Source organism: Actinomyces sp. Z16, from assembly GCF_003111765.1.
GTDB classification, from domain to species: Bacteria; Actinomycetota; Actinomycetes; order Actinomycetales; family Actinomycetaceae; genus Actinomyces; species Actinomyces glycerinitolerans.
This window is the reverse complement of the sequence record NZ_CP027862.1, coordinates 3373655-3399245: the sequence shown is the minus strand read 5'-3', so window position 1 is coordinate 3399245 and position 25591 is coordinate 3373655. Positions and strand designations below refer to the sequence as shown.

General features: G+C 69.1%; 17 protein-coding genes, 3 tRNA genes, 1 pseudogene and 1 CRISPR repeat array. Of the genes and pseudogenes, 10 read left to right on the top strand and 11 right to left on the bottom strand.

Annotated features, from left to right (window positions below):
• Window positions 1-124: 124 nt before the first annotated feature.
• The 6 genes from C3B71_RS14075 to C3B71_RS14050 all read right to left on the bottom strand — a co-directional run bounded on the left by C3B71_RS14075 (window position 125) and on the right by C3B71_RS14050 (window position 7743).
• Window positions 125-1861: an ABC transporter ATP-binding protein gene (locus C3B71_RS14075; RefSeq protein ID WP_108968888.1), complete on the bottom strand. Its 1737-nt coding sequence runs from the start codon at window positions 1859-1861 to the stop codon at window positions 125-127.
• On the bottom strand, window positions 1861-3846 hold the full coding sequence (locus C3B71_RS14070) for an ABC transporter transmembrane domain-containing protein (RefSeq protein WP_234415939.1): 1986 nt from the start codon (window positions 3844-3846) through the stop codon (window positions 1861-1863). Before C3B71_RS14070 ends, C3B71_RS14075 begins: the two co-directional genes overlap by 1 nt.
• Before the next feature lie 169 nt (window positions 3847-4015).
• Window positions 4016-4627: an NAD(P)H-dependent oxidoreductase gene (locus C3B71_RS14065; protein WP_073331086.1), complete on the bottom strand. Its 612-nt coding sequence runs from the start codon at window positions 4625-4627 to the stop codon at window positions 4016-4018.
• 129 nt (window positions 4628-4756) lie between these two features.
• A complete protein-coding gene (locus tag C3B71_RS14060) occupies window positions 4757-6094 on the bottom strand; it encodes an FtsX-like permease family protein (protein WP_146752343.1) in 1338 nt (445 codons plus the stop codon).
• 26 nt (window positions 6095-6120) lie between these two features.
• Window positions 6121-7290, bottom strand: a complete 1170-nt coding sequence (locus C3B71_RS14055) for an ABC transporter ATP-binding protein (protein ID WP_234415938.1) — start codon at window positions 7288-7290, stop codon at window positions 6121-6123.
• 63 nt (window positions 7291-7353) lie between these two features.
• A complete protein-coding gene (locus C3B71_RS14050; RefSeq protein ID WP_073331078.1) occupies window positions 7354-7743 on the bottom strand; it encodes a metallopeptidase family protein in 390 nt (129 codons plus the stop codon).
• A gap of 162 nt (window positions 7744-7905) precedes the next feature.
• On the opposite strand from C3B71_RS14050, the gene C3B71_RS14045 reads away from it, so the two are divergent.
• The 3 genes from C3B71_RS14045 to C3B71_RS14035 all read left to right on the top strand — a co-directional run bounded on the left by C3B71_RS14045 (window position 7906) and on the right by C3B71_RS14035 (window position 8197).
• Window positions 7906-7978 (top strand) — tRNA-Glu (locus tag C3B71_RS14045).
• 25 nt (window positions 7979-8003) lie between these two features.
• A tRNA-Asp gene (locus C3B71_RS14040) sits at window positions 8004-8077 on the top strand.
• A gap of 47 nt (window positions 8078-8124) precedes the next feature.
• A tRNA-Phe gene (locus C3B71_RS14035) sits at window positions 8125-8197 on the top strand.
• Window positions 8198-9152: 955 nt separating this feature from the next.
• A CRISPR array of direct repeats spans window positions 9153-11494; the repeat unit is 36 nt; unit sequence GCCTCAATGGAGCCCGGTCGTGGAGACCGGGAAGAC.
• Window positions 11495-11823: 329 nt separating this feature from the next.
• On the opposite strand, the gene C3B71_RS14020 is transcribed toward C3B71_RS14035, so the two are convergent.
• Both C3B71_RS14020 and C3B71_RS14015 read right to left on the bottom strand, forming a co-directional pair.
• Window positions 11824-12924, bottom strand: coding sequence for a permease prefix domain 1-containing protein (locus tag C3B71_RS14020; RefSeq protein ID WP_108968879.1), 1101 nt, complete (start codon window positions 12922-12924; stop codon window positions 11824-11826).
• A gap of 60 nt (window positions 12925-12984) precedes the next feature.
• A complete protein-coding gene (locus C3B71_RS14015; protein WP_108968877.1) occupies window positions 12985-13338 on the bottom strand; it encodes a PadR family transcriptional regulator in 354 nt (117 codons plus the stop codon).
• 141 nt (window positions 13339-13479) lie between these two features.
• On the opposite strand from C3B71_RS14015, the gene C3B71_RS14010 reads away from it, so the two are divergent.
• The gene (locus C3B71_RS14010; protein ID WP_108969981.1) at window positions 13480-14427 is read left to right on the top strand and encodes an arginase family protein; all 948 of its coding nucleotides are present in this window, start codon (window positions 13480-13482) and stop codon (window positions 14425-14427) included.
• A gap of 108 nt (window positions 14428-14535) precedes the next feature.
• Complete coding sequence (locus C3B71_RS14005; protein WP_073331068.1) at window positions 14536-16134, top strand: mechanosensitive ion channel family protein; 1599 nt, start codon at window positions 14536-14538, stop codon at window positions 16132-16134.
• Between the two features lie 181 nt (window positions 16135-16315).
• On the opposite strand, the gene C3B71_RS14000 is transcribed toward C3B71_RS14005, so the two are convergent.
• Entirely contained in the window at window positions 16316-17806 is a 1491-nt protein-coding gene (locus C3B71_RS14000; protein WP_108968874.1) for an alpha/beta fold hydrolase, read from the bottom strand.
• Window positions 17807-18147: 341 nt separating this feature from the next.
• On the opposite strand from C3B71_RS14000, the gene msrB reads away from it, so the two are divergent.
• The 3 genes from msrB to C3B71_RS13985 all read left to right on the top strand — a co-directional run bounded on the left by msrB (window position 18148) and on the right by C3B71_RS13985 (window position 20714).
• On the top strand, window positions 18148-18603 hold the full coding sequence (msrB, locus tag C3B71_RS13995) for a peptide-methionine (R)-S-oxide reductase MsrB (RefSeq protein ID WP_073331062.1): 456 nt from the start codon (window positions 18148-18150) through the stop codon (window positions 18601-18603).
• 62 nt (window positions 18604-18665) lie between these two features.
• Window positions 18666-19661 (top strand): endonuclease/exonuclease/phosphatase family protein, encoded by a 996-nt coding sequence (locus C3B71_RS13990; RefSeq protein WP_108968872.1) that lies wholly within the window; start codon window positions 18666-18668, stop codon window positions 19659-19661.
• Window positions 19662-19679: 18 nt separating this feature from the next.
• The gene (locus C3B71_RS13985; RefSeq protein ID WP_073331056.1) at window positions 19680-20714 is read left to right on the top strand and encodes an AEC family transporter; all 1035 of its coding nucleotides are present in this window, start codon (window positions 19680-19682) and stop codon (window positions 20712-20714) included.
• Between the two features lie 71 nt (window positions 20715-20785).
• Here the strand turns inward: C3B71_RS13985 and C3B71_RS13980 are convergent, their stop codons facing one another.
• Window positions 20786-21502 (bottom strand): FadR/GntR family transcriptional regulator, encoded by a 717-nt coding sequence (locus C3B71_RS13980; protein ID WP_108968870.1) that lies wholly within the window; start codon window positions 21500-21502, stop codon window positions 20786-20788.
• Between the two features lie 223 nt (window positions 21503-21725).
• Here C3B71_RS13980 and C3B71_RS13975 point away from each other — a divergent pair, with 223 nt between their 5' ends.
• Both C3B71_RS13975 and C3B71_RS13970 read left to right on the top strand, forming a co-directional pair.
• The gene (locus C3B71_RS13975) at window positions 21726-22247 is read left to right on the top strand and encodes a gluconokinase (protein WP_108968867.1); all 522 of its coding nucleotides are present in this window, start codon (window positions 21726-21728) and stop codon (window positions 22245-22247) included.
• Between the two features lie 49 nt (window positions 22248-22296).
• Window positions 22297-23691: a GntP family permease gene (locus tag C3B71_RS13970; RefSeq protein ID WP_108968865.1), complete on the top strand. Its 1395-nt coding sequence runs from the start codon at window positions 22297-22299 to the stop codon at window positions 23689-23691.
• A gap of 569 nt (window positions 23692-24260) precedes the next feature.
• On the opposite strand, the pseudogene C3B71_RS13965 reads toward C3B71_RS13970, so the two are convergent.
• A pseudogene (locus C3B71_RS13965) lies at window positions 24261-25572 on the bottom strand (integrase core domain-containing protein).
• Between the last annotated feature and the right edge of the window lie 19 nt (window positions 25573-25591).

Below are 25591 nucleotides of genomic sequence, written 5' to 3'. Positions count from 1 at the left end.
ACCGCCGTAACCGGCGGCTACGGCGGTCCATCGGGGGCGCAGCGGTCCAACCGGGGCGCGGCGGTCCAACGGGGGCTCAGCGGTCCAACGGCGTGGCACTCGCTTTCCCATGTGGAGGGCGGGCCTACTCCTGGCTCCAGGCCTCCCACAGGCTCGCGTATTCCCCGCCGCGGGCGACCAGTTCGTCATGCGTACCCAGCTCCACGATCCGCCCATCCAGCATGACGGCCACCCGGTCCGCGTCCTGCGCGGTGTACAGCCGGTGCGCCACCTCGATCACCGTGCGCCCAGCCAGCGCCGTGGACAGCGTCCGCTCCAGGGTGCGCGCGGCGTGGGGGTCCAGCAGGGAGGTCGCCTCGTCCAGGATCAGCGTATGAGGATCGAGCAGCACCAATCGTGCCAGCGCCACCTCCTGGGCCTGCGCGGGCGTGAGCGTCAGGTTTCCCGAGCCAACCCGCGTGTGCATGCCATCGGGTAGCGCCTCCACCCACGCCTGCGCGCCGATGGCCGTGATCGCGCGGGCAATGGTGGCGTCGTCCGCGTCCGGGCGGCCCAGGCGCACGTTGTCGGCGATCGTGCCGGAGAACACGTGCTGTTCCTGTGTCACCAGGGCCACATGCCGGCGCAGCTCCGTCTCCGTCAAGTCCGTCAACGGCACACCTCCCACCGTCACCGACCCGGAGGTGGGCGGGTTGATGCCCGCCAGCATTCGCCCCAGCGTCGACTTGCCAGAGCCCGACGGGCCGACGACGGCGAGCCGCTCCCCGGGCACCAGATCCAGGTCGATGCCGTGCAGCACCTCCACGCCCCGGCGGTAGGAGAAGCGGACATCGCGCAGACGCATACGCGTGTCCTCGGGCACGGCCCCGGTGGGAGTACGGTCCTCGGGCACCTCCTCCACCCCCAGGATGCGCGTGAGCGACGCCTGGGACACCTGCACCTGGTCGATCCAGTACATCAGCTGGCCGATCGGCTTGCGCAGCTCCATGGCGTACAGGGTCACGGTGGTGATCGCCCCCAGGCTCGCCCAGCCGCGGGAGGCCAGGAAACCGCCCCACAACAGGATCACCACCACCGGCGCGCGCCAGGCCACGTCCAGCACCAGGTACAGGCGCAGTCGCAGCCAGGCGGTGAACTTCTCCAGGCTCCAGGCCTCCGCGATCGACGCGGCGATGACCTCCTCCCGGCGGCGGCCAATCCCCAGGGCGTCGACGGTGAAGGCGTGGTCGACAGTCTCGGAGACGACGCCGTTGACTCGCGCATCGGCGGCAGAGCCGGCACGGTAGGCGGGCACCGAGATCGGCAAGTACCAGCTCATCATCGCCCACACCGGAGGGCCCACCAGCAGCAGCCCCGCCGCCAGCAGCGGATCCGACACCGCCGCCGCGGCGATCGTGAACACGATCGTCACCGTACACACCATGATCTGGGGCACGCCCACCCGCACCAGGAACTCGATGCGGGAGACGTCATTGGTGGTCCGCCCCACCAGGTCGCCGGTCCCCGCGGACTCGACGGCGGACAGGGGCAGGTGCACCACGCGGGTCATCATGCGCTCACGCAGGTCGGCGAACACCGACTCCCCGAGCGTGCGTGCACGCAGCTGGGCGAACCGATTGATAATCGCGCCGACTAGCGTGACCAAGACGATCACCAGGACGATCTTGTCGACGTAGTCGACGGTGGCGGTGCCCGCGGACACGCGAGTCACCAGCCGACCCAGCAGCTGCGGGGCCACCAAAGTGGCCAGCACCGCCGTGATCTGCAACACCAGCACCCACACGAAGCGCATGCGGTAGGAGGCCATGATCCCGAAGGTCTTGCGCATGGCCACCTTGCCGGGGGCTACGGGCAGTGCCATCAGCGGGTCGCCTCCTCGGTGGGGGCGACGGCGTTCGGTCGCGCCGACGGCGGGGTCCGCGGGGTTTGGGTCGCGCCCGCCTGCGGTTGCTCCCCCGTGGCCCGGGCGACGACGGCGCGGTAGGCGACGGCGTCGGGGTCACCGGCCCGGGCGCGGGCCAGCAGCTCCCGGTGCGGGGCGCGCAGGCGCTCGCGGCCGGCGTCGTCGAGGAAGACGACCTCATCGCAGACCTCCAGCACCAGCGGGGAGGCGGTGGTGACGATCGTGGTGCGCCCCGTGCGGGCGGCGCGTACCCGCCGCGCCACCCGGGCCTCCGTATGCGAGTCCAGAGCGCTGGTCGGCTCGATCAGTACCAGCGTAGGCGCCTGCGTGAGCAGCGCCCGGGCCAACGCCACGCGCTGCCGTTGCCCGCCGGACAGTGACCGCCCCCGCTCGGTGATCATGCCCGCCAGCCCCAGGTCCAGGGAGGAGAGAACGTCGTGGGCGTCGGCCACCTCCAGGGCGGCCAGCAGGCGCTCGTCGCCGTCCGCGCGGGTCACCGCCGCGTGCACGTTCTGGTCCACATCGGCGACCCCGGACCGCTCTCGTTCGGCGGCCACCAGAGTGTCAACGTCAACCGGTGCGGGTGCCGCCCCGCCGCGCACGTCCAGCGCCTCGCGCAGGGTGCCGGTGAACAGCTGCGCCGTCGCCCCGGAGACCACGATCGAGGCGCGCACCTGCTCCAAGGGCATGTCGGTCAGGGCCCGCCCGGCGAGCGTGACGGCCGGAGCCGCGTCGTCGAAGCGGCCCAGGCGGGTGGCCAGCGCGGCGGAGGCATCCGGATCGGCGGCGACAAGCGCGGTCATGCGCCCGGGCGCCAGCACCACCCCCGAGGCGGAGTCCACCAGCTCGCCGTCGACCGGCACCGGGCGGGCCGGATCGAGCACCAGCCGTTCGGCAACGCCCCCGGCGACCGGTTCAACCGCGAGCAGGCGCGCCAGGCGCCGACTGCCCACCAGGGCGCGTGTGAAGTCCTGCACCGAGTAGGAGAAGACCATCAGTGGCCAGGACAGGTAGGCGGTGTAGCCGTAGAAGGTGACCAGTTCACCGGCCGTGATCGCCCCGGTGATGGCCATGCGGGCCGCCGCCCACACGACGACGGCGACGAACAGTCCCGGCAGCAGCACCTGCAGGCTCATCAACAGCGACTGGGCCCCGGCGACGTCGACGCCACGGCGCCGCAGCTCCTGGGAGGCCTCCCGGTAGCGGTGGGCGAACACGTCCTCCCCGCCGATCCCGCGCAGAATCCGCAGACCCGCCACCGTGTCGGTGGTGATGGTGGTAAGTGCCGACTGTGCCTCCCGCTGCACCGACTGGCGACGTTGCAACGGCCGGATAACCGGGGTGATCGCCCACGCCACCACCGGCATCCCCACCAGCACGATCACGCCCAGCCGCACCGACGTGCTCAGCATGACCACCGCCACCACCAGGAAGGCGCAGGCGGACCCGATCAGCTCCGGCAGCCGCTCGGCGAAGTTTCCGATGTACTGGGCGTCCGAGGCGACGATTGAGGCGACCTCCCCGGAGGAGACCTGCCGGGGCAAGTCGGCGCCGGTGGTGGACACCTGCCGCCCCACCAGACGCGTGATGTCGAAGTTGATTCGCATCCACCCGTGCACACGGAAGTAGGACAGCAGGGTGTCACCCACCGCGTAGACCACGAACAGCCCCAGCAGGGTCAGCGCAATCGCCCACACGCGCGGGTTCAGGCCATGCTCGATGCCCGCGTCCAGGGCGGCGCCGAGGAAGGACGGCACGATCGCCTGGATAATGCTGGAGACGATCGCCGCCGCGGTGGCGACTGCCAGCGGTGCGGCGGCACGGCGCAGCAGCCAGCGCAGCAGTCTCCCCGGTGACGTGCCGACGGGCGGCTGGGGGAGCGGGGCGTCGGGCTGCGGCAGCAGCCGTCGGACGGCGGCGCGGGGCATTCGAGAGTCGGCCATGGTGGCATGAGGCTAGCCGCCCCCGAGCAAACGGGCGCCGCCCGATCGGTGTGGGAAGGGACGCTTCGAAGGCGGGAATAGGCGTCGGCGCGGGTTCCGGTCCATGCCGGGGTGCCCGTGCCGGGAGCCGGCCGGTGTCGGGGCCCCGACACCGGCCGAGCGGCGGGCGCTACTGGTAGGTGTCCAGGATGCGCAGCTTGCGTGAGGTCACGTAGCGGGCGTAGGCCTTGGCCCGCGCCTCCAGGTCGGCGGTGTGCATCGTCGTCGCCCCCGGGGTGACGAAGGGCTCCAGGTAGTCGGTGCCGATGATGACGCTGGTGGCCTGGAAGGGGCGCAGCACGTCGTTCATGGTGTAGCCGGAGGAGGCGGCGTCCCGATCGCGCCGACGCCGTCGGAACAGCACGTCGGTCACCGAACGGCGGGTGTCGAAGCGCCGGTAGTGTGCGGCCACGGCGCCGGCGGACACGGCCAGCAGCAGCTCCTTGCCCTGCAGGGCGTCTCCGTTGGTGCCGTAGGCCCATCCCCAGGTCAGGACGTCGTCCTCCCACTTCTTCAACAGCGGCGGACTGGAGTACCACTGGATCGGGAACTGAAGCACGATCCGATCGGTGCGTTCCAGCAAGTCCTGCTCGGCCTCGACGTCGAAGTTGAAGTCGGGGTACAGGGCGTACATGTCGCGGATCTCGACTCCTTCCAGTCCCTCCGCCGCCTGCGCCAGGCGCAGGTTGATGGTGGACTGGCTGAGATCGGGATGAAAGATGAAGATGGTGGTTTTCGCCATGGCATTCCTCAACAGGCGCGGGCGGGTTTGGTACCTCCAGTGGCCGGGTGCGGCGAGAGCCGACAAGAGTCGACCACCTCATCGCGGGCTTACGGGAAGGTAATGGCATGCTAACGGACTGGGGCGGGGTTATGCAGGCGCCCCGTCCGGTTCTGTGGTTGACACGACTCGCGGTGCTGGTTTCAGCACCGGTGCCAGCGCGGATAGCACGCCGACGCCGCAGCCGATCGCCAGCAGTGGCAGCAGTTGCCGCCAGGGGATCGCGAAGCCGCCAATTCCCTGGTCGGCCAGCACGGCTCCTCCCGCCCCGGCCAGCAGCAGTCCGGTCGCCGCGCCCAGGACCAGTCCGGCTACGCAGGCGAGAGTGAATTCACACAGGAGCTGCGCGGCCCGCTGCCCGCGGCCCTGCCCTACCGCTCGCATGAGCGCACTCTCACCCGTCCGCTCAGCGGCCGATGCCGCCAGGGCTCCGGCTGCGCACAGACCGGCGAGTGCGCTCACACAGATCAGCAACGCGGGCAGTACATCCAGTTGTGCAGCCGCCCGTCCGGGGACGGCCTCATCCGCCACGGTGGCGCGCAGTGAGACGGCGAGCGGCGCGCCCGCGCAGACCGTCGCAGTGGCGAGCAGCGGGGCCACCGCGATGGCGGCCGCACTGCGGGGTGTTGCCGTCATTTGCCGCAGCGCCAGCCGGCCGCTGGAACCGAGTCGCGCCGGCAGTCCCAATACGGCGACCAGCGCGCGCACCGCCTGCGGCAGTGCAATGAGCAGCCCGACGAGCAGCACTCCGGCCGCTGCCCACAGCACGCCGACGCGGTGAGGCAGGGCATCCACGCGCCAGACCACGACGCTGCCAACCGCACCCACAACAAGCAACACTGCGCCGATGACGCCGCGTGCCGGCGGTGGCTGCTGCGGTTTGGAGGGCGCGGCCGGCGTCGTCCCCGGTGGGGCGGTGACTGCGCGTAAGGCGGGCGGCAGGGAGCCGATGAGCGTGGCCAGTAGGGCCGTGCCGACGGCGAGCTCCTGCGGCAGCAGCGCCTCGCCGGAGTCCCAGGTCGGCTTGAGGGCCGAGGCGAGTTCGGCGGTGAGCAGGCGCGGCGCCACGATGCTGCCGAGCAGGCCGAGCGCACTGCCCAACAGGCCGATGACGAGCGCCTGGAGGAGGATGGCCCCCGCCAACAGCGACGTGGACGCCCCGGTGGCCCGCAGGAGCGCGAACACCCCGGCGCGCCGACGCAGGCTCGTGCTGAACGCCTCGGCGACGATCAGCGCGAGCATGAGTCCCGTCAAGCCGCCGAGGCCCAGCACCAGTGCATTTGTGCCGGCCCGAGCCAACGAGTCGGCCTGTCCGCTTACCACCGATCCGCCGTCCCGGTCGGCGGCGACAAGCGCGAAGGCGCCGACCATGATGACCGTGGCCGCGGCGACGACCACGGCAAGCAGGAGAGCGGGACCGGGCCGCATGCGCACGCCGCGCCAGGCCGCCCGGATCACTGGTAGCCCCAGGGGTCGTTGCGGTCTGCGCCGTCCGCTCCGGCGCCGCCGGATCCGGCGGCCCGATGCGGCCGTCGCCCGGGTCGGGTCGGACGGTTGCCGGGGTCGTCCCAGTCGTGGGGGGCGGCGTCGTAGTCGCGTGCGGACCTTCCGGGGCGGGGGCGCTCACCGGGGTCGTCCCAGTCGTGGGGACGGTTACCGCGGGTGTGGGAGCGGGCGGATCCTCGAGCGCCGAGCGGTTGCGCCCAGGCCTCCTCCACCTGCGAGACCTCCCGCTCGACGTTGCCGACGCCGATGCTGGCGTTGGCCGTGTCGCCCAGATCGTGTAGAGCATCCAGGAGCCGATCCCGGTCCGGCTGATTCATCTCGGCAACGATATTGCCGTCTTGCAGGAACAGGACGGTGTCCGCGTGGGCGGCCACGTCGGCGTTGTGAGTGGCGACGATGACGCTCTGCTCCAGTTCGTCGACCGCGGTGCGCAGGATGCGCAGGATCTGCGTGGCGGCCGGCGAGCCGAGGGAGCCGGTCGGCTCGTCGGCGAGCACCACCGCCGGAGCGCCGAGGAGTGCGCGGGCACTGGCCACTCGCTGGGCCATTTCCGGACTGAGCTCGTCGGGGCGGTAATCGAGACGGCCCCGCAGGCCGACGACGTCGACGATCCGGTCCAGGCGCGCGGTCTCGATGGGCCGCCGGGCCAGCGTCAGCGGCAGGGTGATGTTCTCGACAACGCTCAGGGAGGGGACGAGGTTGTGGGACTGGAAGATCAGGCCGATCCGTTCACGCCGCAGGCGGGTCAGGCGCCGCTGGTTCAGCAGGGATATCTCTTCGTCGTCGAGGATGATCGTCCCCGAGGTGGGCGTCTCCAGGCCCGCCAGGCAGCGCAGCAGGGTCGTCTTGCCTGCGCCGGAGGGGCCCAGGATGGCGGTGAAGCGGCCTTGAGCGATATGCGCGTCCACCGACTCCAGGGCCGTGACCGCGCTCTCGCCGTTGCCGAAGAGCTTGGACAGGTTGCGGGCGGTTACCACCGGATCCCCGACCGGTCCGTGAGCCATCAGCCCCTCCGGGTGACGGCGGCTCATGCGTGTCTCGCGGCGGGGCGGCGTGGATGAGGTGCTCAGGTGACGCGCCTCGGGCGAGGAGGATTCCCCGGGTGCAACTGTGGTCATAACGGTAGTGTCACACGTAATCGCGCCGGGAGTGAAGCTTGCGCCCCGTGTGAATGTGTACGCCTACTCCCAGCCGAGCTCGTGCAGGCGGGCGTCGGAGATGCCGAAGTGGTGGCCGACCTCATGAATCACGGTTACCGCCACCTGCTCCACCAGTTCCTCCCGGCTGCGGCACCAGCGCTGCAGCGGGCCCTGGAAGATGAGGATGCGATCGGGCAGCGCCAGGGACCAGTCGGCGCCGCGCTCGGTCAGCGGCACGCCGTCGTACAGGCCCAGCAGGGTGGGGTGGCCGGCGGCGTCGTAGTCGCCGGGGCCGAGCATGTCCGCATCCGGTTCGTCCTGGACCAGCACCACCACGTTGTCCATTTCGGCGGCCAGTTCCTCCGGGATGGCGTCCAGGGCGTCGGCGACGGCGGACTCGAACTCGGCGTCGGACAGGCGGATCGGGGTCATGGGAACAGCCTGCCATGCGCCGGCCGGCGGCCGTTTGGGGGAGGCTGTCTGCGGGACTTCGACGGGCGGTGAGCAGAGTCACGCCCGTAAGATTTGCGCGGACGGGTCCCGCCCCAATACCGTACATCCCGGTTCAAGGCGCGACGACGCCAAGGGCACCGGGCCCCCATCGTCTAGCGGCCTAGGACCCCGCCCTTTCACGGCGGTAACACGGGTTCGAATCCCGTTGGGGGTACGATTCACGTAAGTGATGACATATTGGCCTCGTGGCGCAGTTGGTTAGCGCGCCGCCCTGTCACGGCGGAGGTCGCGGGTTCAAGTCCCGTCGAGGTCGCGGATGCGGGTCGCTCAGTCGGAAACGGCTGGGCGATCGCGCACCTCGGCTCTGTAGCTCAGTTGGTAGAGCGTTCGACTGAAAATCGAAAGGTCACCGGATCGACGCCGGTCGGAGCCACGGCGATGGCCCTCGGGACCCACAAGGTCCCGGGGGCTTCGCTTGTTTCTGGCCACGGTTGCGGTGGTTGTCATCATCGGCGTTCGGCGGTATGGGGCCCCGCAGTCCTGGTCGTTGAGGCCGCCGCCGCGCTGGAGCGGAGCGCGGCCGGGGGGATCGACGTCGTCCCTGTGGACCTCACGTTGCCGCGCGTGTCCGGAGACGGCCCAGACTGGAAACCGCCGGGTGGAGTGGCATGCTGCCGCGCGTGTCCGGAGACGGCCTGCTGGCCCGGTTGCGTGAGCGCGCCGAGACCCACAACCTGCCGGTCGTTGTGGTATCCGTGAAGGGGCTCTTCTGGTTAGTGGGTGTGGGTGGTGTGGGGTGTGTGCCCCGCCGTGGGACGGAATGATGCTCCTATGGTTGTCAAAATCGATGACAAACGCCGCCTACGGCCGCGAGAGCCGATCTGACACCCGCATGATTCCAACGTTCTGCCCGCGGCTGGTGCCGTCTCCTACATCGTTTGTCATAGATCTGGACACTCCCTGCCTTCGCCCGCCGGAATACTCGCCAGCGGCAAGCTGCCCGGCGTCGACGGTGGCCGGCGAGCAGGCCAGCATCCGACATCGCAGGTGCCAAACACCACGTCACGTCCCCACTCCACTCCCCGAGTCGAAGAAGCCCGTTTTGTCGCCGCGCTTCAGTGGAGCCCGGTCGTGGGGACCGGGAAGACGGTGCTGAGCTTCACCAATGCCGCTGCCGACCACATGCCTCAATGGAGCCCGGCCTTGGAGACCGGGAAAACTTGTTGGGCATTGGTTCGATCTGGGCCACCGCGGGACGCCTCAATGGAGCCCGGCCTTGGAGACCGGGAAGACGCGCGCACCCTCGCGGCGGCGTTGACGGGTGCTGTGCCTCAATGGAGCCCGGCGGGAAGACCAGACCTGGCAGAAGTTTGCCACCCAGGAGCTACTGCCTCAATGGAGCCCGGCCTTGGGGACCGGGAAGACAAGCAAGGAGAAGGGCGTCTGGCGCACCATCGACTCGCCTCAATGGAGCCCGGTCGTGGAGACCGGGAAGACTAGCAGAGGCATCTCACGGGCCGGCAGACCACCCAAGCCTCAATGGAGCCCGGTCGTGGAGACCGGGAAGACGATCAGGTCTGGTTGGGTTTGGTTTATCAGTACCCCGCCTCAATGGAGCCCGGTCGTGGAGACCGGGAAGACAAGCATGCGCACCGTCATGCACACCGACTGGCCAGGGCCTCAATGGAGCCCGGCCTTGGAGACCGGGAAGACACGCCGGCCACCGGCCGCAGCACGTGCACGGTCACGCCTCAATGGAGCCCGGCCTTGGAGACCGGGAAGACCCCGGGCGCTGGAGTACGAGTCCGACAACTTCGCCTAGCCTCAATGGAGCCCGGCCTTGGAGACCGGGAAGACCTGGAGATCCTGCACGACTGCCCGGTGCGGATTCTGGCCTCAATGGAGCCCGGTCGTGGAGACCGGGAAGACCCGAGATCGAGACCGTCCAGGCGCTCATCGAAACCGGCCTCAATGGAGCCCGGCCTTGGAGACCGGGAAGACTCGCCGACGATGTACAGGGTGCCGCGCCGGCGGATGCCTCAATGGAGCCCGGTCGTGGAGACCGGGAAGACCGCTGTCGTCGACGCGCTCGCGCTGGAGGACGTCAAGCCTCAATGGAGCCCGGTCGTGGAGACCGGGAAGACCGGCAAGGAGATCGACATTACCGAGACCATCGCCCTGCCTCAATGGAGCCCGGTCGTGGAGACCGGGAAGACGGCTACCCGACAGCGCCCCCGTGTCAGCCAAGATGTCGCCTCAATGGAGCCCGGTCGTGGAGACCGGGAAGACGCTCGCCGACGAGCTGGTCGTTGCCAACGGCAATGGGCCTCAATGGAGCCCGGTCGTGGAGACCGGGAAGACCGGCAGGCACCTGATAGCGGTGCAGCGCATAGTCGGCCTCAATGGAGCCCGGTCGTGGAGACCGGGAAGACCCACCGGCTGGTGGCTGTGGTGGGACTGACCACCCTCGCCTCAATGGAGCCCGGTCGTGGAGACCGGGAAGACGCAATGAGAATTACGCGACGGCGGCAACCAACTCCGCGCCTCAATGGAGCCCGGTCGTGGAGACCGGGAAGACTAGCGCGATTGAAGGCGGATTGTCAGACCAAGCCCTAGCCTCAATGGAGCCCGGTCGTGGAGACCGGGAAGACCTCCGAGCGTGCGGGCGGTATTGACCTGTTCGACCGGCCTCAATGGAGCCCGGTCGTGGAGACCGGGAAGACGACCATGACGCCGAGTGAGATGGTTATGTCCACGCTGGCCTCAATGGAGCCCGGTCGTGGAGACCGGGAAGACCTGGAATATGTCTCGCGCGCTTACGATAGCGAGGCCTCAATGGAGCCCGGTCGTGGAGACCGGGAAGACGCGGTTACTGAGCCGTCAAGGGTTGCGGATCAGGGCCGGCCTCAATGGAGCCCGGTCGTGGAGACCGGGAAGACTTCGACCGGCCACTAGAGTTTTTCGGCGGCGACGTGCCTCAATGGAGCCCGGTCGTGGAGACCGGGAAGACTCGACCAATTGCTGGGGCTCGTCGCCGATAGTAGCGGGCCTCAATGGAGCCCGGTCGTGGAGACCGGGAAGACCCGTGGATCGAATGCTGGTCGTAAGCGATGTAGCGGGCCTCAATGGAGCCCGGTCGTGGAGACCGGGAAGACCGAGCGCGGCTATGTCAACCTGAAAGAGTGGTCCCGCCTCAATGGAGCCCGGTCGTGGAGACCGGGAAGACATCCCCGCTGTCGCGGAAGGGATTGATGGTCTTCAGGCCTCAATGGAGCCCGGTCGTGGAGACCGGGAAGACGTCGTAGCCGTACAGCTCGCGCGAGGGGTTGGTGCCGCCTCAATGGAGCCCGGTCGTGGAGACCGGGAAGACGGGCGAGGCCCACAACACCGGGCGAGACGTCACCACAGCCTCAATGGAGCCCGGTCGTGGAGACCGGGAAGACGCACGGCAGGGCCACCGTCAGCGACGGAGTCGATCAGCCTCAATGGAGCCCGGTCGTGGAGACCGGGAAGACCTCGGGAGTGGTGATGATGATGTTCGCGCCAGAGTAGCCTCAATGGAGCCCGGTCGTGGAGACCGGGAAGACCACCGCGCCCGGGTACTCCACGACCACTGGGTCGACGCCTCAATGGAGCCCGGTCGTGGAGACCGGGAAGACTTGACGCCCTTGTCATCCTCGGCGTCGGTGAACGTGCCTCAATGGAGCCCGGTCGTGGAGACCGGGAAGACAGCTCGCTAATTTTGCCGCAGCATGCCAAGGATTGTACCTGATCTCGCGAGCGCTGCCGTTGAAACGCATTACTCAGCCACGGTGCCCTGCTCGGCGAATGGTAAGAAAACCGCGTCACGCCGCGAACTCGAGCGCTTCCCAGGGAATCGGTCGGCACCGGAGCGCTCGCACGTAGTCGGCGTCCTTCGGTTCGGTGAGCCTGCGTGTTGGTTGACGAGCATGAGACGTTCCTCCTCGAACTCGCAGTGCCTACATGCGCCAGGCTACTCTCGCCGCAACAGCTTCTACCGATATCGGCGATGCGGGGACGCTGCGGCACGTCGGTTTGTTAGCGGGAGCGCCAGGACCGCAGGCCGGCCTCGCCTGCGGCGATCGCGCCGAACAGGGCGCCCGCAATCGGCCAGATTATCCAGCTGATGTCCCAGCTGGAGCCGATGAAGGACCAGGCGAGGTAGATGGCCACGCAGCCGATCCAGTACGGCCCGGCGATCGCCTCAATGAACGGGTTCTCCTCGGGGTTGCGCCAGGTGGGTGCGGCGTCGGCGGGACGGCCCTCCTCGGTGACGGTCGTATGCGTCATGGACGCCCAGGTGGTCGGCAGGAAGATCCGCAGACCGGCCGCGACCATGAACAGGGTGAGGACTAGACCCAGCGGCGGCCCGGAGCGGTCGGCTGACTCCTGGAATAGGATGCCTGCCCCCACGGTGGGGATTGGAGCCATGATCCACAGGGCGACGGCGATGCTCAGCGCCCGCGACCGCACTCCCTCGTGCTCCAGCCGCAGTCTCGCGGTCCAAGCGGAGACAACCGGATTACGCGTGAACTTTCCGTCCGTCAGGTGGGTGAGGCCGGTGAAGGCCCGGTGGCGGCGTATCAGCACGGATACCGCGAGCGCCACTAGGACAAGCGTCAGAACGAGTCCGAGCGTTGAAGCCTGGTCCTCGTCCAGGGGGATGAGACCCAGGCCGTCGTCCCGCGACAGACCGGGGAGCAGGAACAACGGCACCGCCGCCAGCACGCACAGGGCGACGCCATTGCCGAGCAGGGTGCCGGTGGTGCGACGCGCCTCGGCCAGTGCCTGCGCCTCCGGCAGTGTGATGACGGGGTACTCCGACGACGTCGTGCCGGGCGTGGTCGGGGTGCCGGTGTCGCTGCTGCTCGCGGCGCCGTGCTCGCCAGCAGCGGTCGTCCCGGCCTCGGCGCCACGGATATCGGGAAGGATGCCGAGCACGGGCGCCAGTTCCTCCAGATTGCCGAAGTCGGTGATCACCGACCCGACCGCCTCGTTGTGTGACTTCCCGGAGGCGATGGCGTCGGCGTAGGCGTCCTCCATCATGGCGTGGAGCTCCTGCTTGGCCTCCAGCAGGCGCGGGGTGGCTGGGTAGGGGGCGAACATGGCCTCGAGAAAAGTGTCGATGGTGTCCATCATGGGTTCCTTGTCTGCTTGGAGGGGGGCGGGTGGTTCGCGCCTTTACGGGCGGTCGGTGGATCAGGGCTCAGCGGAGGAGGGGTGAGCGGAGGCGTACAGGGCGAAGCGGTCGATGAGGGCCTTGGTGTCCTCCCACTCGGCGAGCTTGTCCGTCAGGTGGGTGCGTCCGGCGTCCGTGAGGCGGTAGTAGGTGCGGGGCTTGCCCGACTCGCTGGTGTCCGCGAAGGAGGAGACCAGTCCCGCCGACTCCAGGCGTTTGAGTGCGGAGTACAGCGTGGTCTGCTTGATCGTGTACTGCCCCTGTGCCACCTCGGCGATGGTCTTGGCGAGCTCGTAGGCGTAGGAGGGACGGTCGCGCAACAGTGTGAGCGCGATCAGGTCGATGTAGCCGCGGATGGCGTCGGCGCTAATCATGACGGCCTTCCGCGGGGTGCTCCGGCCCTGGGGGTCGGCGGCGGGTCGCGACTATGTTCATACGTCCAACGTACTACGGCAGACGTAGTACGTCTAGTGGTCTATTGCTGGCTGTTCCTCTCTTACGCCTACTCTGAAGCCGTGAGCGCAGCGCAGCCCGTCCCCGGATTCCTCCCCTCCTACCCGCCCAACGACGACCCCGCCACCCTGCGGCTGGTCTGGCCCCAATGGCAGGGTGCCGGCTATGCCAACGCCGGCGCGCTCGTCCCGGAACTCCCGGCGCCGGTCGCCCGTCGCGGCTACATGGCCGGCGCCCGTGCCCTGGCCGCCCTGCTCCCGCCCGCCGCCGGCCCCACCGCGACGGTCCCCGTCGATCTGACCGAGCTCGCCGGCCCGGACGGCCCCGAGGGCTCCACCGGCGGCATCGAATCGCGCAGCGCCATCCTGGCCGGCATCGACGCCGCCCTGCGGACCATCGACTCCCACCCGGGCGTCGAGCGCATCCTCACCATCGGCGGCGAGTGCTCCGTCTCCGTCGCCCCATTCGCCTGGCTCGCCAACAAGTACGGCGACGACCTCGCCGTGGTCTGGATCGACTCCCACCCCGACGTCGACACCCCCGACACCGGCTACGACGGCTACCACGCCATGGCCGTAACCGCCCTGGCCGGCAGGGGCGATGCCGAGGTCCTGTCACATCTGCCGTCCCGCATCGACCCCTCCCGCATCGCCTGGGCCGGCCTGCACGAGTGGGAGCCCGACTGCGACGAGCACGTGTCGAGCTGGGGCATTACCGCCTTCGGGCCGGATGATCTGCGCGTGGACACCCGCCCCCTCATCGACTGGCTCCACGCCACCGGCGCCTCCCGCCTGGCTATCCACTTCGACGTCGACACGATCGACGCCGACGAGGTCGCCCTCGGTCTCGGGCGGGTATCCGGCGGGCTCACTGCCGCCCAGGTGCACCGCCTGATTGCCGACCTCGGCGAGGCGGCCGACGTCGTCGGGCTGACGGTGGCCGAGTACCTTCCCCGCGAGCTGCTCGCCCTGGGATCCGTCCTCGCGGGGCTACCGCTGGTCACCGGTTGACGGTGGCGCGGCCGACGCCCGAGTGGTCGGAACCGCAGTGATGTGAATGACGACCATGTCCCGGACCTGCACAGCTCGGGCACAGCGCCGGGCCCTAGTCTTGGGCACATGGTCATCGCACCCGCTGCACTAGCCGCACCAGCACGCGCCCTCACAGCCCTGACCGCGGTCCTGAGTGCCGATAACCCCAGCGATTCCGCCACCTCCTCGGCCACCGAAGGTGCTGCCGACGCCGCCGAGGCGGTCGTGGAGGCCACCGCCGACGTATTCGCGTTGGCCTGGCGGGCGGGTATTGGGGTGCTCATCGGCATTGCGCTGGTACTCATACTCGTCGTCGTCCTGCGCGCCATGGGGCAGCGTCGGGCGCTGTACGCCGAGCTGATCCGCTTCTGCCGCAACCCCATGTACGTGCTGGCGGCGCTGATCGGAGCCTTCGTCGGCGGGCAGATCGCCTTCTTCGACCTCTCCCAGCCGGACTGGGCGCAGTTCGTGCTCCACGCCCTGGTGATCGGCATCATCCTGTCCGCCACCTGGGTGGTGGTGGGAGTGGCCAAGGCGGTGGAGTCCTCCATCGTGATCGGGGTGCGCGCCCACGGCGACGTCGACCGCACCAAGCGCATCACCACCCAGGCGCAGGTGCTGCGGCGCGTGGCGGAGTTCATCATCGTGATCTGCGGGCTCGTCGGCGCCGCCATGACCTTCCCCTCGGCGCGTGTGGCCATGGCCTCCCTGCTGGCCTCCGCCGGACTGGTCTCGGTCGTTGCCGGCCTGGCCGCCCAGTCGACCCTGGGCAATCTCTTCGCCGGCATCCAGCTGGCCACCACCGACGCCATCCGCGTGGACGACGTCGTGGTGGTCAACGACGAGCAGGGCTTCATCGAGGAGATCACCCTGACCTACGTGGTGGTGCGCGTGTGGGACGGGCGGCGCCTGATCTTCCCCTCCACCTACTTCACTCAGAACCCCTTCGCCAACTGGTCGCGCCGCGGCAGTCAGCTGACCGGTACCTTCACCATCGACCTGGACTGGCGCGCGCCGGTGGCGGCCCTGCGCGCCGAGGTGGAACGGATCCTGTCCGGTTCGTCCGTGTGGGACGGGCGGGTCGCCTCCGTGGACGTCACCGATACCTCCGCGGGTACCGTCACCGTGCGGGTGGCCGTCTCCGGCGCCAATAACGCCGACGTGTTCACCCTCCAGTGCCAGCTGCGCGAGGAGCTGGTCGCCTGGCTGCAGCGGGAGGCCCCCTACGCCCTGCCGCGCACCCGCGTGGAGGTCGACAACGTGGACGTCGCCCACGACCCCACGCCGGAGAAGGTGGCTCGCCTGGCCGAGGAGCTCGTCACCCTGCAAAAACCGAACGCCGACGGCGTCGAGCCGGTGGGGGAGGCCACGGCCGTGCAGCGTCCCATAGCGGACGACCCGATCGAGGCCGCACGCCTGCGCGCCGTCGCCAAGGGGCGGGCGAAGCTCCGCCGCGCCCGCCGGGACAAGGTGCGGCGCCGGCGCATACTCGCCCGGGATGCGGCGCAGGGCGGTGCCGTCGCCGATGGCTCCGACATGCCCGCCCGCCCGGCGGTGGACACCGGCGAGGCGACCGGCGTCATCTCCACCCAGGAACAGCAGGCCTACCTGGACGCGAACCCGCCCGCCACCGGCAAGCTCGGCATCGGCAAGTCCAGCACGGATGCCGACGAGGCCGACGACTGACCGTTGAAGACGCCAGAATGTCCATCGGTGCCCATTTTGGCAGAGGGACGCAATACGGCCGCTGGCGGAAACCGCTTGATATGGCGGAAAAGGCCGAGTGGTGCGGCGGTCGTAGGGCGTGGTGCGCGTCAAAGTGGGCACCGATGGACCTTTTCCACCGCAGTGTTGTGCGGAGTCGATGTCAACGGCGACTCATATAGGCGTTCACCACCCGCTGGGCCAGATCGGTCCCCTCCAGTTCGCGCAGCAGCTCCAGGTGCGGGAATGGGATCGTCTCGCCGTCGCCCCGGTAGCGGGTGATCCGCGCCTGCGCATCGAAGGCGGGCCGATGCGGCATGACGCCGTCCCTCACGAAGCCGAGCCAGTCCCGCTGCGTGACGGCCATCGCCCGGCGGTTGTCGTCGGTGATGGGGATGCGCATGCGATCCAGGTTGCCGAAGAAGATCGCTACTTCCGCGCCGTGGTAGGCGCCGCGCAGCCCCCGGTAGAGGTTCGGGACGTACTCGAAGCGGTAGCCGTAGACCGTGGTGTGGGCCGATAGTCGTTCCAGCAGGTTCAGTGCCGCGCTGTGAAAAACCAGCAGCTCCATCATCTTGATCTGCAGATCCGGCAGGTCCGTGGACTCCGGGCGCAGGGCGTCGGCGATGGGGGCGGCCCAGCGGCCGTATAGGCGCGTGGTGGTGCGGTCGAACTCCTCCGGGGTCTTGGCGATCCCCATGCGCCGATACCACATGGGGATCTCAATCATGGAGAACTCGTCGCTGGTGGAGCCCACCAGCACCGGCACGTGCGGGAAAGCGCCCTCGCGCAGTACGTCGCGCGGATCGACCTTGAAGAAGGGCTGATCCATGGTGGTGGACAGGGTCATGGTGGGCTGTGCCAGCCGCAGCAAGCGGCTCAGCGGCGCGGCGGCCAACTCCCGGTAATCGCGCAGGTGGTTGTCCGCCAGCAGGCGGGCGAAGGCGTCCCGCTCGGCGTCGGGGTCCAGCGGCTGCGGGGTGGCGCGCTGTCCGCTGCACAGGATGAGACGGTGGAACAGGTCGCGGTTATCCGGGTTGAGTGCCTGGTAGAGGGCGTACTGGGCGCCGCCGCAGTGGCCCATCAGGGTGATCCGCTCGGGGTCGCCGCCGAGGGCGGAGATGTTGTCCTTGATCCAGCGCAACGCAGCCTGTTGGTCCAGCAGGGCGCGGTCGCAGCTGATCCGGTCGCCGTCGACCACGTGCAGGTGTCCCAGCACTCCGATCCGGTAGGTGACGGTGACCACCACAATGCCCTGCGCGGCCAGGTGGGTGCCGTCGTAGATGGGCAGCGTGCCCGAGCCGCAGTCACCGCCGTGGATGAATACGAGCACCGGCTTGGGGGTGTCCGAACCGGAGGTCCAGACGTTAACGCGCAGTGCGTCCTCGCTCTGAATGTCGTGGCGCGGCTGCCATTCGGAGCGCAGCTGAAAATGACGCAGGAACAGGTTCATGAAGCCCGGCATGAGTCGCTGGGGGAAGCATTGTCCGCGCCCGGAGTTGACGATGCCGTCGCCCGGGTCGGTTGTCACTGGCTCCGGCGCCCGGAAGCGCTCTGCGTGGGCGTAGGGGATGCCGAGGATGCGGTAAACCGGGGTGTCGGTCGGGCCGACCCTTTCGGCTCGGAGTGTTCCGATCGCGGTGTGGACCAGCATGACTGTGTTCCTCCTCTTGCGCGGCGGCCAGGGTCCGCCGCCGGGTCTGTGCCGGCCGGCGCGTGTGCGTGGCCCTGCCGATCACCTCGGACCTCTCTTCAACGAGCTTCCACAGCTGGATAACGACGCTATCCAACATAGTGAGGTATGTCAACCCTAACTAATACGTGTATGGGCCGTGCGGCTAAGGGCAAAAAGAGGAGGGTGTAGGGGCCGTCGGGTGTGGGGGATCCGAGCGAGACGAGCGTCGGTGGTATTCCCGCTGACACGCCTTGTTCAGGTGAGACTATCCACGCCGGTGCGGGGTTGTCGGCCCGCTGCGGCCGGACCAGTATTGCGCCATGACCGCCAACGAAAACACGAGTTCTGGTCCGCGCCTCGACCCCGCTGCCGTCGCGCGCACCGACGCCGAGTGGCGGGCCGCGCTCAGCCCGCTGGAGTACCACGTGCTGCGCGAGGCCGGCACCGAGCGCCCCTACACGGGGGAACTGCTCGACGAGCATCGCGAGGGCATTTATCGGTGCCGTGCCTGCGGGGCGGAGCTGTTCCGGTCCACCACCAAGTTCGACTCTCACTGCGGCTGGCCCTCCTTCTACGACCCGTCCCACACCGACGCCGTGGTGCTGTCCACGGACACCTCGCACGGCATGGTGCGCACCGAGGTTCGCTGCGCGGCCTGCAACAGTCACCTCGGGCACGTCTTCGACGACGCCCCCAGCACTCCTACCGGCCAGCGCTACTGCATGAACTCCGTTAGCCTGAGCTTCGAGCCCGACCTGGACTCCGCCGAGGCCTAGACCCGGCCCGGGGAGCGCCTACACCGCGGCTCGATACCGGTAGCGCCAATAGGAGGCTCAACGTGCTGCGTGTGCTGACTCTGAACCTGCAACACGGTCAGCCCGGCGTCGGCGCGGGCGACGGGACCGCTGTCAGCGGGTCACTGGCCGGCGCCGACATCCACGACCCCGCCACCGCCCGCGCCGTGCTGGCGGCCTTGGCGGAGGAGATCGCCGAGCTCGCCCCCGACGTGGTCGCCTTACAAGAGGTGGACCTCGGCCAGGCCCGCTCCGGACGGCTGGACCAGGCGACAACCCTGGCCGAGCTGCTCGGGTGGCGCTACCGCCGTTTCGCCGCCGCCTACGCGGGCCCCGTCGCCGGGCTGCGCCGTCGCCCATTGCGCACCGCCCTGACCGGCCCCGGCGACGACGTGCTCGGTCCCGCCCGCGCCTGGCTCGGCCAGGGGCCGGTCGGCTTCGGGAACGCGTTGTTGAGCCGGTACCCCGTCACCGTCTGGCGGGTGATGCGGTTGGGGCGCGGTCCGGCCACCCTCCTGCGCCGTGGCAGTCCGGTCGACCCGCGCTCCTATCGTCTATTCACCGCCACCGCCCGCAATCTGCTGGTCGGTCGCCTGGAGCCGCCGGAGGGGGTGCTGCCCGGCGTCGACGCGCTCAATCTGGGCGTCACTCATCTGGCCACCCGCGCCGACACCGCCGCAAGGCAGCTCGCCGCGGCCTGGTCCGGACTCGCCGCCCTCCCCGGCCCCCACCTGCTGGCCGGCGACCTCAACCTGCCCGCCGATCAGGTCGCGGCCCTCGGGGTGGCGCGGATGCTCGGCGACGGGCCCACCTTCCCCGCCGCCCGCCCCGTTCGCCGCATCGACCACTTCCTCACCGACCCGGGGTCCGCCGCCAACGGCCCGTCGCCGACGGCGAGCGAAACCGCCGTCCCGGAGGCGGCCGCGTCCGGTGGCGGTCTGCCGGTCGGGCCCCGGCTGCGCGCCGTCGCCGCCGGCACTCACAGCTTCGTCGTCTCCGACCATGCCGGCACCTGGATCGACCTCGAGGCCGCGGTTTAAAGCGCATAAGGTGGGGGCGTGTCGGATGTCATCGGGGGCTTGGCGGTCTTCGCCGTCGTCATCGCGGTGGGCTGGGTGCTGGTGCGTACCGGGGCCGTGCCCGTGGGATCCGACACCGTCCTGACCCGACTGTGCTTCTTCGCCGCCACCCCCGCCCTGCTCATCACCACCCTCGCCGGCGCCGACCTTGCGGCCGTCACCTCCCTGGGCACCGCCGTCGCCATCGGGGCTGAACTGCTGGGGCTGGTGACCGCCTGGTGCGTGCACCGCTGCCTGCTGCACCGGCCGGTGGCCGAGGCGATGCTCGGGGCGCTCGCCTCCGCCTACGTCAACGCCGCCAATCTGGGCATACCGGTGCTGGTACTGGTGCTCGGCGACGCCACCGCGGTCGCCCCGATCCTGCTGCTGCAACTGCTGGTACTCACGCCGCTCGCCTTCACCGTGCTGGATGCCGTGACCCGCCGCGGCAGTCCCTCCCGCTTCGCCACCTACACCCTGCCGCTGCGCAACCCGCTGGTGCTCGCCGTGCTGGTCGGCGTCCTGGTCAACCTCAGCGGCTTCGACCTGGATGCCGCCCTGCGCGGGCACCTCGCCGAGTTGCTCGACACGCTGGGGCGGATCGCCGTGCCGCTGATGATGCTCTCGCTGGGCATGAGCCTGGCCGCCTCCCGGCTGCGGCCGCCGCAGAACGTGGCCGGCGCGCCGAAGTCCGGCCGGGCCGGTGGCGCTGAAGGAACGGGTGGAGCGGTGCCCCGCGTCGTCAACGTGCCGCCCGAGCCGGTGCACGACGCCGCCAGCCGCACCGCCCTGCGTTGGGCCGTGGCTTGGAAGCTGCTGGTCGTCCCCGGCCTGGCCGTGGGGCTGGGGCTGGTGGCCGGGCTGCACGGCTCCGCGCTGCTGATGCCGGTGACGACGGCGTCATTGCCGACGGCGCAGAACGTGTTCATGTACGCCTCCCGCTACGGGGTGGCCAAGCCGCTCGCCCGCGACGCCGTGCTGCTCACGACGGCGGGATTCGTGCCGGTGGTGCTGCTCGCCGCGGCGGTGCTGTGACCCGCTGCCGATGCCGCCGGCCTGCGCACAGCAACGGTGTGCCGCGAGTGAGTCGGCGGGCGGGCCAAGCGTCAGGTAGTGGTGAGGAATCCCCGCAGCCCGCGTTCCAGCAGCACGTCGCGTACCTCCGCCACGATTTCGCGCATGCAGCGTTCGGCCTCCCGGGAGTCTCCCGCGGCGATCGCCTCGGCCACCTGGACGTGCAATTCGAGTGCTTCCGGCTTGGGCGCCTGCAGTCCGCCGTCCAGCCGGGTCCGCCCGGTGAGAACCTCGGCCACCACGTCCGTCAGCGCCGCGAAGGTGTCGTTTTGGCTGGCCTCCAGTACCAGGCCGTGGAAGGCGATGTCGGCGTCGAGATACGAAGCGACCTCGCCCGTGCGCCCGCGCTCGCGGATGGTGGTGGCGAGGCGCAACAGCTCGGTGCGCTGCGGCTCGGTCGCGCGCCGGGCCGCAGCCGCGGCGGCCACGGGCTCAATGGCGGCGCGCAGCTCGGTGAGTGCGCCGAGCTTGGGGCCGTCGGGGGATACCGCCAGCTGCCAGTGAATCACTAGCGGGGACAACGCGGCCCACTCCTGTGGTGGACGCACGATTGCGCCGGTACGGCGGCGCGACTCGACCAGGCCCGCCGATTCCAGGGTGCGCACGCAATCGCGGGCGAGCGTGCGTGAGACGCCGTAACGCGTCTGTATGGACTCCAGGGTGAGCGCCTCTCCCGGGCGCACCCGGCCCGAGACAATCGCGGTGCCGAGCGCGTCGAGTACGCCGCCGCGCAGGGCTGAGGCTGACATGGGCGCTCCTGAGGCAAGTGGTTGTGTGGCGTCGCCGGTGGCGGCCCCAACTGGCTTGGAATCGCGATCATAGCGGCATCGGCATGGTCCCGCGAAGGTTCCCGGCGCGGGAGGTGAGTGCGCCGCAAGTTCATCTTCGGGACTTACGACCTATTTAAAAATAGTACCTAAGCGCGCATAATCGTAGTACGCATGGTCGACAAAGAAGTCCTAGGAGGCCACTATGAAACAACCCGTCGAGCATCTGGTGCTTATGGGCGTCGCAGGCTGCGGAAAGACCACTGCCGCGGCCAATCTCCATGCCGCGTTGGGCTGGCCAGTGGCCGAGGCGGATGATTTCCACCCGCAGGCGAACATCGACAAGATGTCCCAGGGCGTGCCGCTGACCGACGCCGATCGCCGCCCCTGGCTGGAGTCCCTACGCGACTGGATGAGCGAGCAGGCGGCCAGTGGCACAAAGACCATCGTCACCTGCTCCGCACTGAAACGGGCCTACCGGGACCTGCTCTCCCAGGCGAACGGGCGCGTCTTCTTCATCCACCTGGTCGCCGAGCAGGATGAGCTGCGCGAGCGCATGGAGCACCGAGAGGGGCACTTCATGCCCCCGAGCCTCCTGCCATCGCAATTCGCCACCCTCGAGCCCCTGGCCGACGACGAGGACGGCGTCACCGTGGTCTCGCGTGCCACCCCCGAAGAGACCTTCGAAGCGATCCTTGCCGCGCTCGAGGCCGCCGCGCCGGCCTGACCGCGGTCATCCCCCGTTCACACACATCTTCGCCACGGAGACATAGACAATGATGTACACAATCCTGGCTGCTGCAGACGCCGTGCCGCACGCGGGCAGCGACCTGCGGCTGATCCTCGCCGCGCTGGTCGGCATCGCCACAATCATCGTCCTGATCGTCTGGAAGAAGGTCCATCCCTTCCTGGCACTCACCCTCGGATCGGCCGTACTCGCCCTGGTGGCCGGCATTCCGCTGACCGACACCTTCACCGCCTTTACCTCCGGTTTGGGCTCCACCATCGGAGACGTGGGCACTCTCATCGCCTTCGGTGCCATCATCGGCAAGTTGCTGATCGACTCCGGCGGCGCCGACCAGATCGTCGACACGATCCTGGGGCACACCTCGGCGAATCGGCTCCCCTGGGCCATGGCGCTGATCGCGTTCGTCGTCGGCATCCCGCTGTTCTTCGAGGTGGGCATCGTCCTGCTCATCCCCGTAGTGATGATCGTGGCCCGGCGGGCGCACCAGCCGCTCGTACTCGTGGGCGTGCCCGCCCTGGCCGGGCTCTCCGCTCTGCACGGCCTGGTGCCTCCGCACCCCGGGCCGCTCATCGCCATTGACGCCGTCGGCGCCGACCTCGGCATAACCCTCGGCTTCGGTCTGCTCATCGCGATACCGACGGTGATCGTCGCAGGTCCGCTGTCGGCCCGCCTCATGGCCCGCTGGGTGCCGATCGAGGCGCCGGAGCCGCTCGGCGGAAGCGAGCAGGAGCGCACCGGCCCACGGCCCTCCTTCGGGGTGTCCATCGGCGTCGTGCTGATGCCGGTGCTGCTGATGCTCATGCGCACGGTGGTCGAAACGGCGGCGCCGGAGGGCTCCAACAGCCCAATCGTTCACTTCGCCCTGTTCCTGGGACAACCCATCGTGGCCCTGTTGCTGACCGTGCTGGTGGCGATCCTCATATTCGGCGTGCGCATGGGCGACACCGCCGACGAGATCTCCGCCCGTGTCGGTGGTGCGCTCGGGCCCATTGCGGGCGTGCTGCTGATCGTGGGCGCCGGTGGCGGTTTCAAGCAGACTCTGATCGACTCCGGCATCGCCACCATCATCGCCACCTGGATCGAGCAGGCCGCTGTGCCGGCACTGCTGGCGGGCTGGCTGGTCGCGGTAGCCGTGCGTTTGGCTACTGGTTCGGCCACCGTCGCCACCATCACGGCAGCCGGGATCATGGCACCGCTGGCACAGACCATGCCGCCCGTGGAAACAGCTCTGCTGGTGTTGGCCATCGGTGCGGGCTCGGTGTTCCTCTCGCATGTCAACGACGCCGGGTTCTGGCTGGTCAAGGAGTACTTCGGCATGACCGTGGGGCAGACCTTCAAGACCTGGTCGCTCATGGAGACGATCCTGTCGGTAACGGCAATGCTGGTCATCATGCTGATCGCCTTGCCTCTGGGGGTGCTGTAGCGGGCAAACCCGGCGCCACCGTGCGCAGGCGTCGGGGTGCCGCCCCGCCCAGTCGTCATGACCGGGCGGGGCATTCTTGTCGGCGTCGGCCGGTTATCGGCGTGTAGGGGCTGTTCGTGTTTGTGGGGGGTGGTGGTTCGGGCCTGCGGGTTGTTGTGTGGTGGTCGTGTTCGGGTGTGGGAGGACGACGTCGGGATGGCGATGTCGTTCTCGGGTAAGCGAGGTCGTGTTCGGGTTGATGGGGTTGTGTTTGGGGGGTCGTTGTCGGGCGTATGAGGTCGTGTTCGGGTTGGCGAGGTCGTGTTCGGCGGGTGCCGGTTCGCCGAGTACGACCTTTTCATCCCCAAACCCTCCACATTCGGGAGGGTTTGGGGATGATGAGGTCGTTTTGGTCGAGCCCGGGTCGTTCTCGGGCTGATGAGGACGTTGTCGGGCCGGCGTCTGGGTGGTGTCGTGGGGTGGACGGTTCGTGTGTTTCAGTGACGGTTCGTCAGGTAGCAGCAACGGTTCGGCATGAGCGACGACGGTTCGTACCTGTGATGTCTCAGGACATCGGTGACAGTTTTGTGTCAGGACATCGGTGACACTTGGTGTGTCAGGACATCGGTGACAGTTGTGGTGGTTGGTGGGGTTGGGTGTGTGTGGGTGGAGACGTAACGGACGCCGGGTGCGGGCCAGGGGTACTGGGCCAGGATCTCGCCTTGGGTGTCGGTGAAGGCGACTTGGTGGGGGTCCCAGGTGATGGTCACTGGCTGGTGTGCGTGGGTTCTGGATACCAAGAAGCTGATACCGGCCAGGCTGACCACTCCGTTAGCCCCGATGGTGCCTTGGCGCTGCCCTGAGGGCGGTGTTGTGGGCCGGCGCCTGGGGCGGGGTTGTGTGGGGATGCCGCCGACGGATACGGGCTCGTGGTGCTTGGGGCGTGGCGGGGCGGCGACGGGGGTGGCGTCCCACGCCTGCTGGGGTGTCATCCTCCCGGGCAGGGCCTGGTGTCCTCGCTCGGTGTTGTAGATGTGGTCGAAGGCGTCGACTTGGGCTTGTAGCTCTTCGATGGTGTGGGCCAGGGGCTGGTTGTCGAGGTAGCGGAACAGAGTCTGGTGGAAGCGCTCGTTCTTGCCCTGGGTGGTGGGCTTATAGGGCTTGGAGGTGATGGGTTCTACCCCAGGGTGCGCACGTGGCCCGTCCAGTTTGCCTTTGCGGCCGCGTCGGGTGGGGTTCAGGGCCGTCCCGTTGTCGGTCAGTAGCCGCTGGGGCACCCCGTAGCGGGCGACGGCCCGGTCGAATACCGCGATAGCCGCCTGGCTGGTCTCGGCGGCGGCGACCAGGGATGCCACCGCCAGGCGGGAGTGGTCGTCGATGAGCTGGAAGATGACGACCTTGCGTCCTCCGGCGAGGACGTACTCGGTGGCGCCCCGTCTGCCAGCAGGCGTTCGGGGCCGGATAGACAAACCGGCGCCATGCCGCCCGGGGCCTCTTCGTGGGCTCGGCTCGGGCCACGCCGGCGGAGCGAAAGATGCGGGCCAGTGATGTCGGCGAGGGCGCCTTGAGGCCCATGGCCCGCATCTTGTCGTGCACGCTGATCGGGCCGCAATCCAGGCCAGAGCGTTCCAGCGCGGCACGCACGTCAAGGGCCTGGGAGCGTACCTGGTCGCTTATGCGTCCCGGGCTTGTGCGAGGACGGCGGGAGCGGGGCTCGAGTACCGCGGCCTCCCCGTCAGCTCGGGCTCGGGCCCGCAGCACATAGAAGGTCTTGCGGGAGATGCCCTCCTGTTCGCAGAACGTGGTCACCGCCCCGCGCGGGGCGTCATCAGGCCACCGGGCGATCGCCAGACGCACACGCGGATCAACACCACTACTGTTGGACTTCCTGACTGAGCTCATGCGCCCAAAAGCACACCAG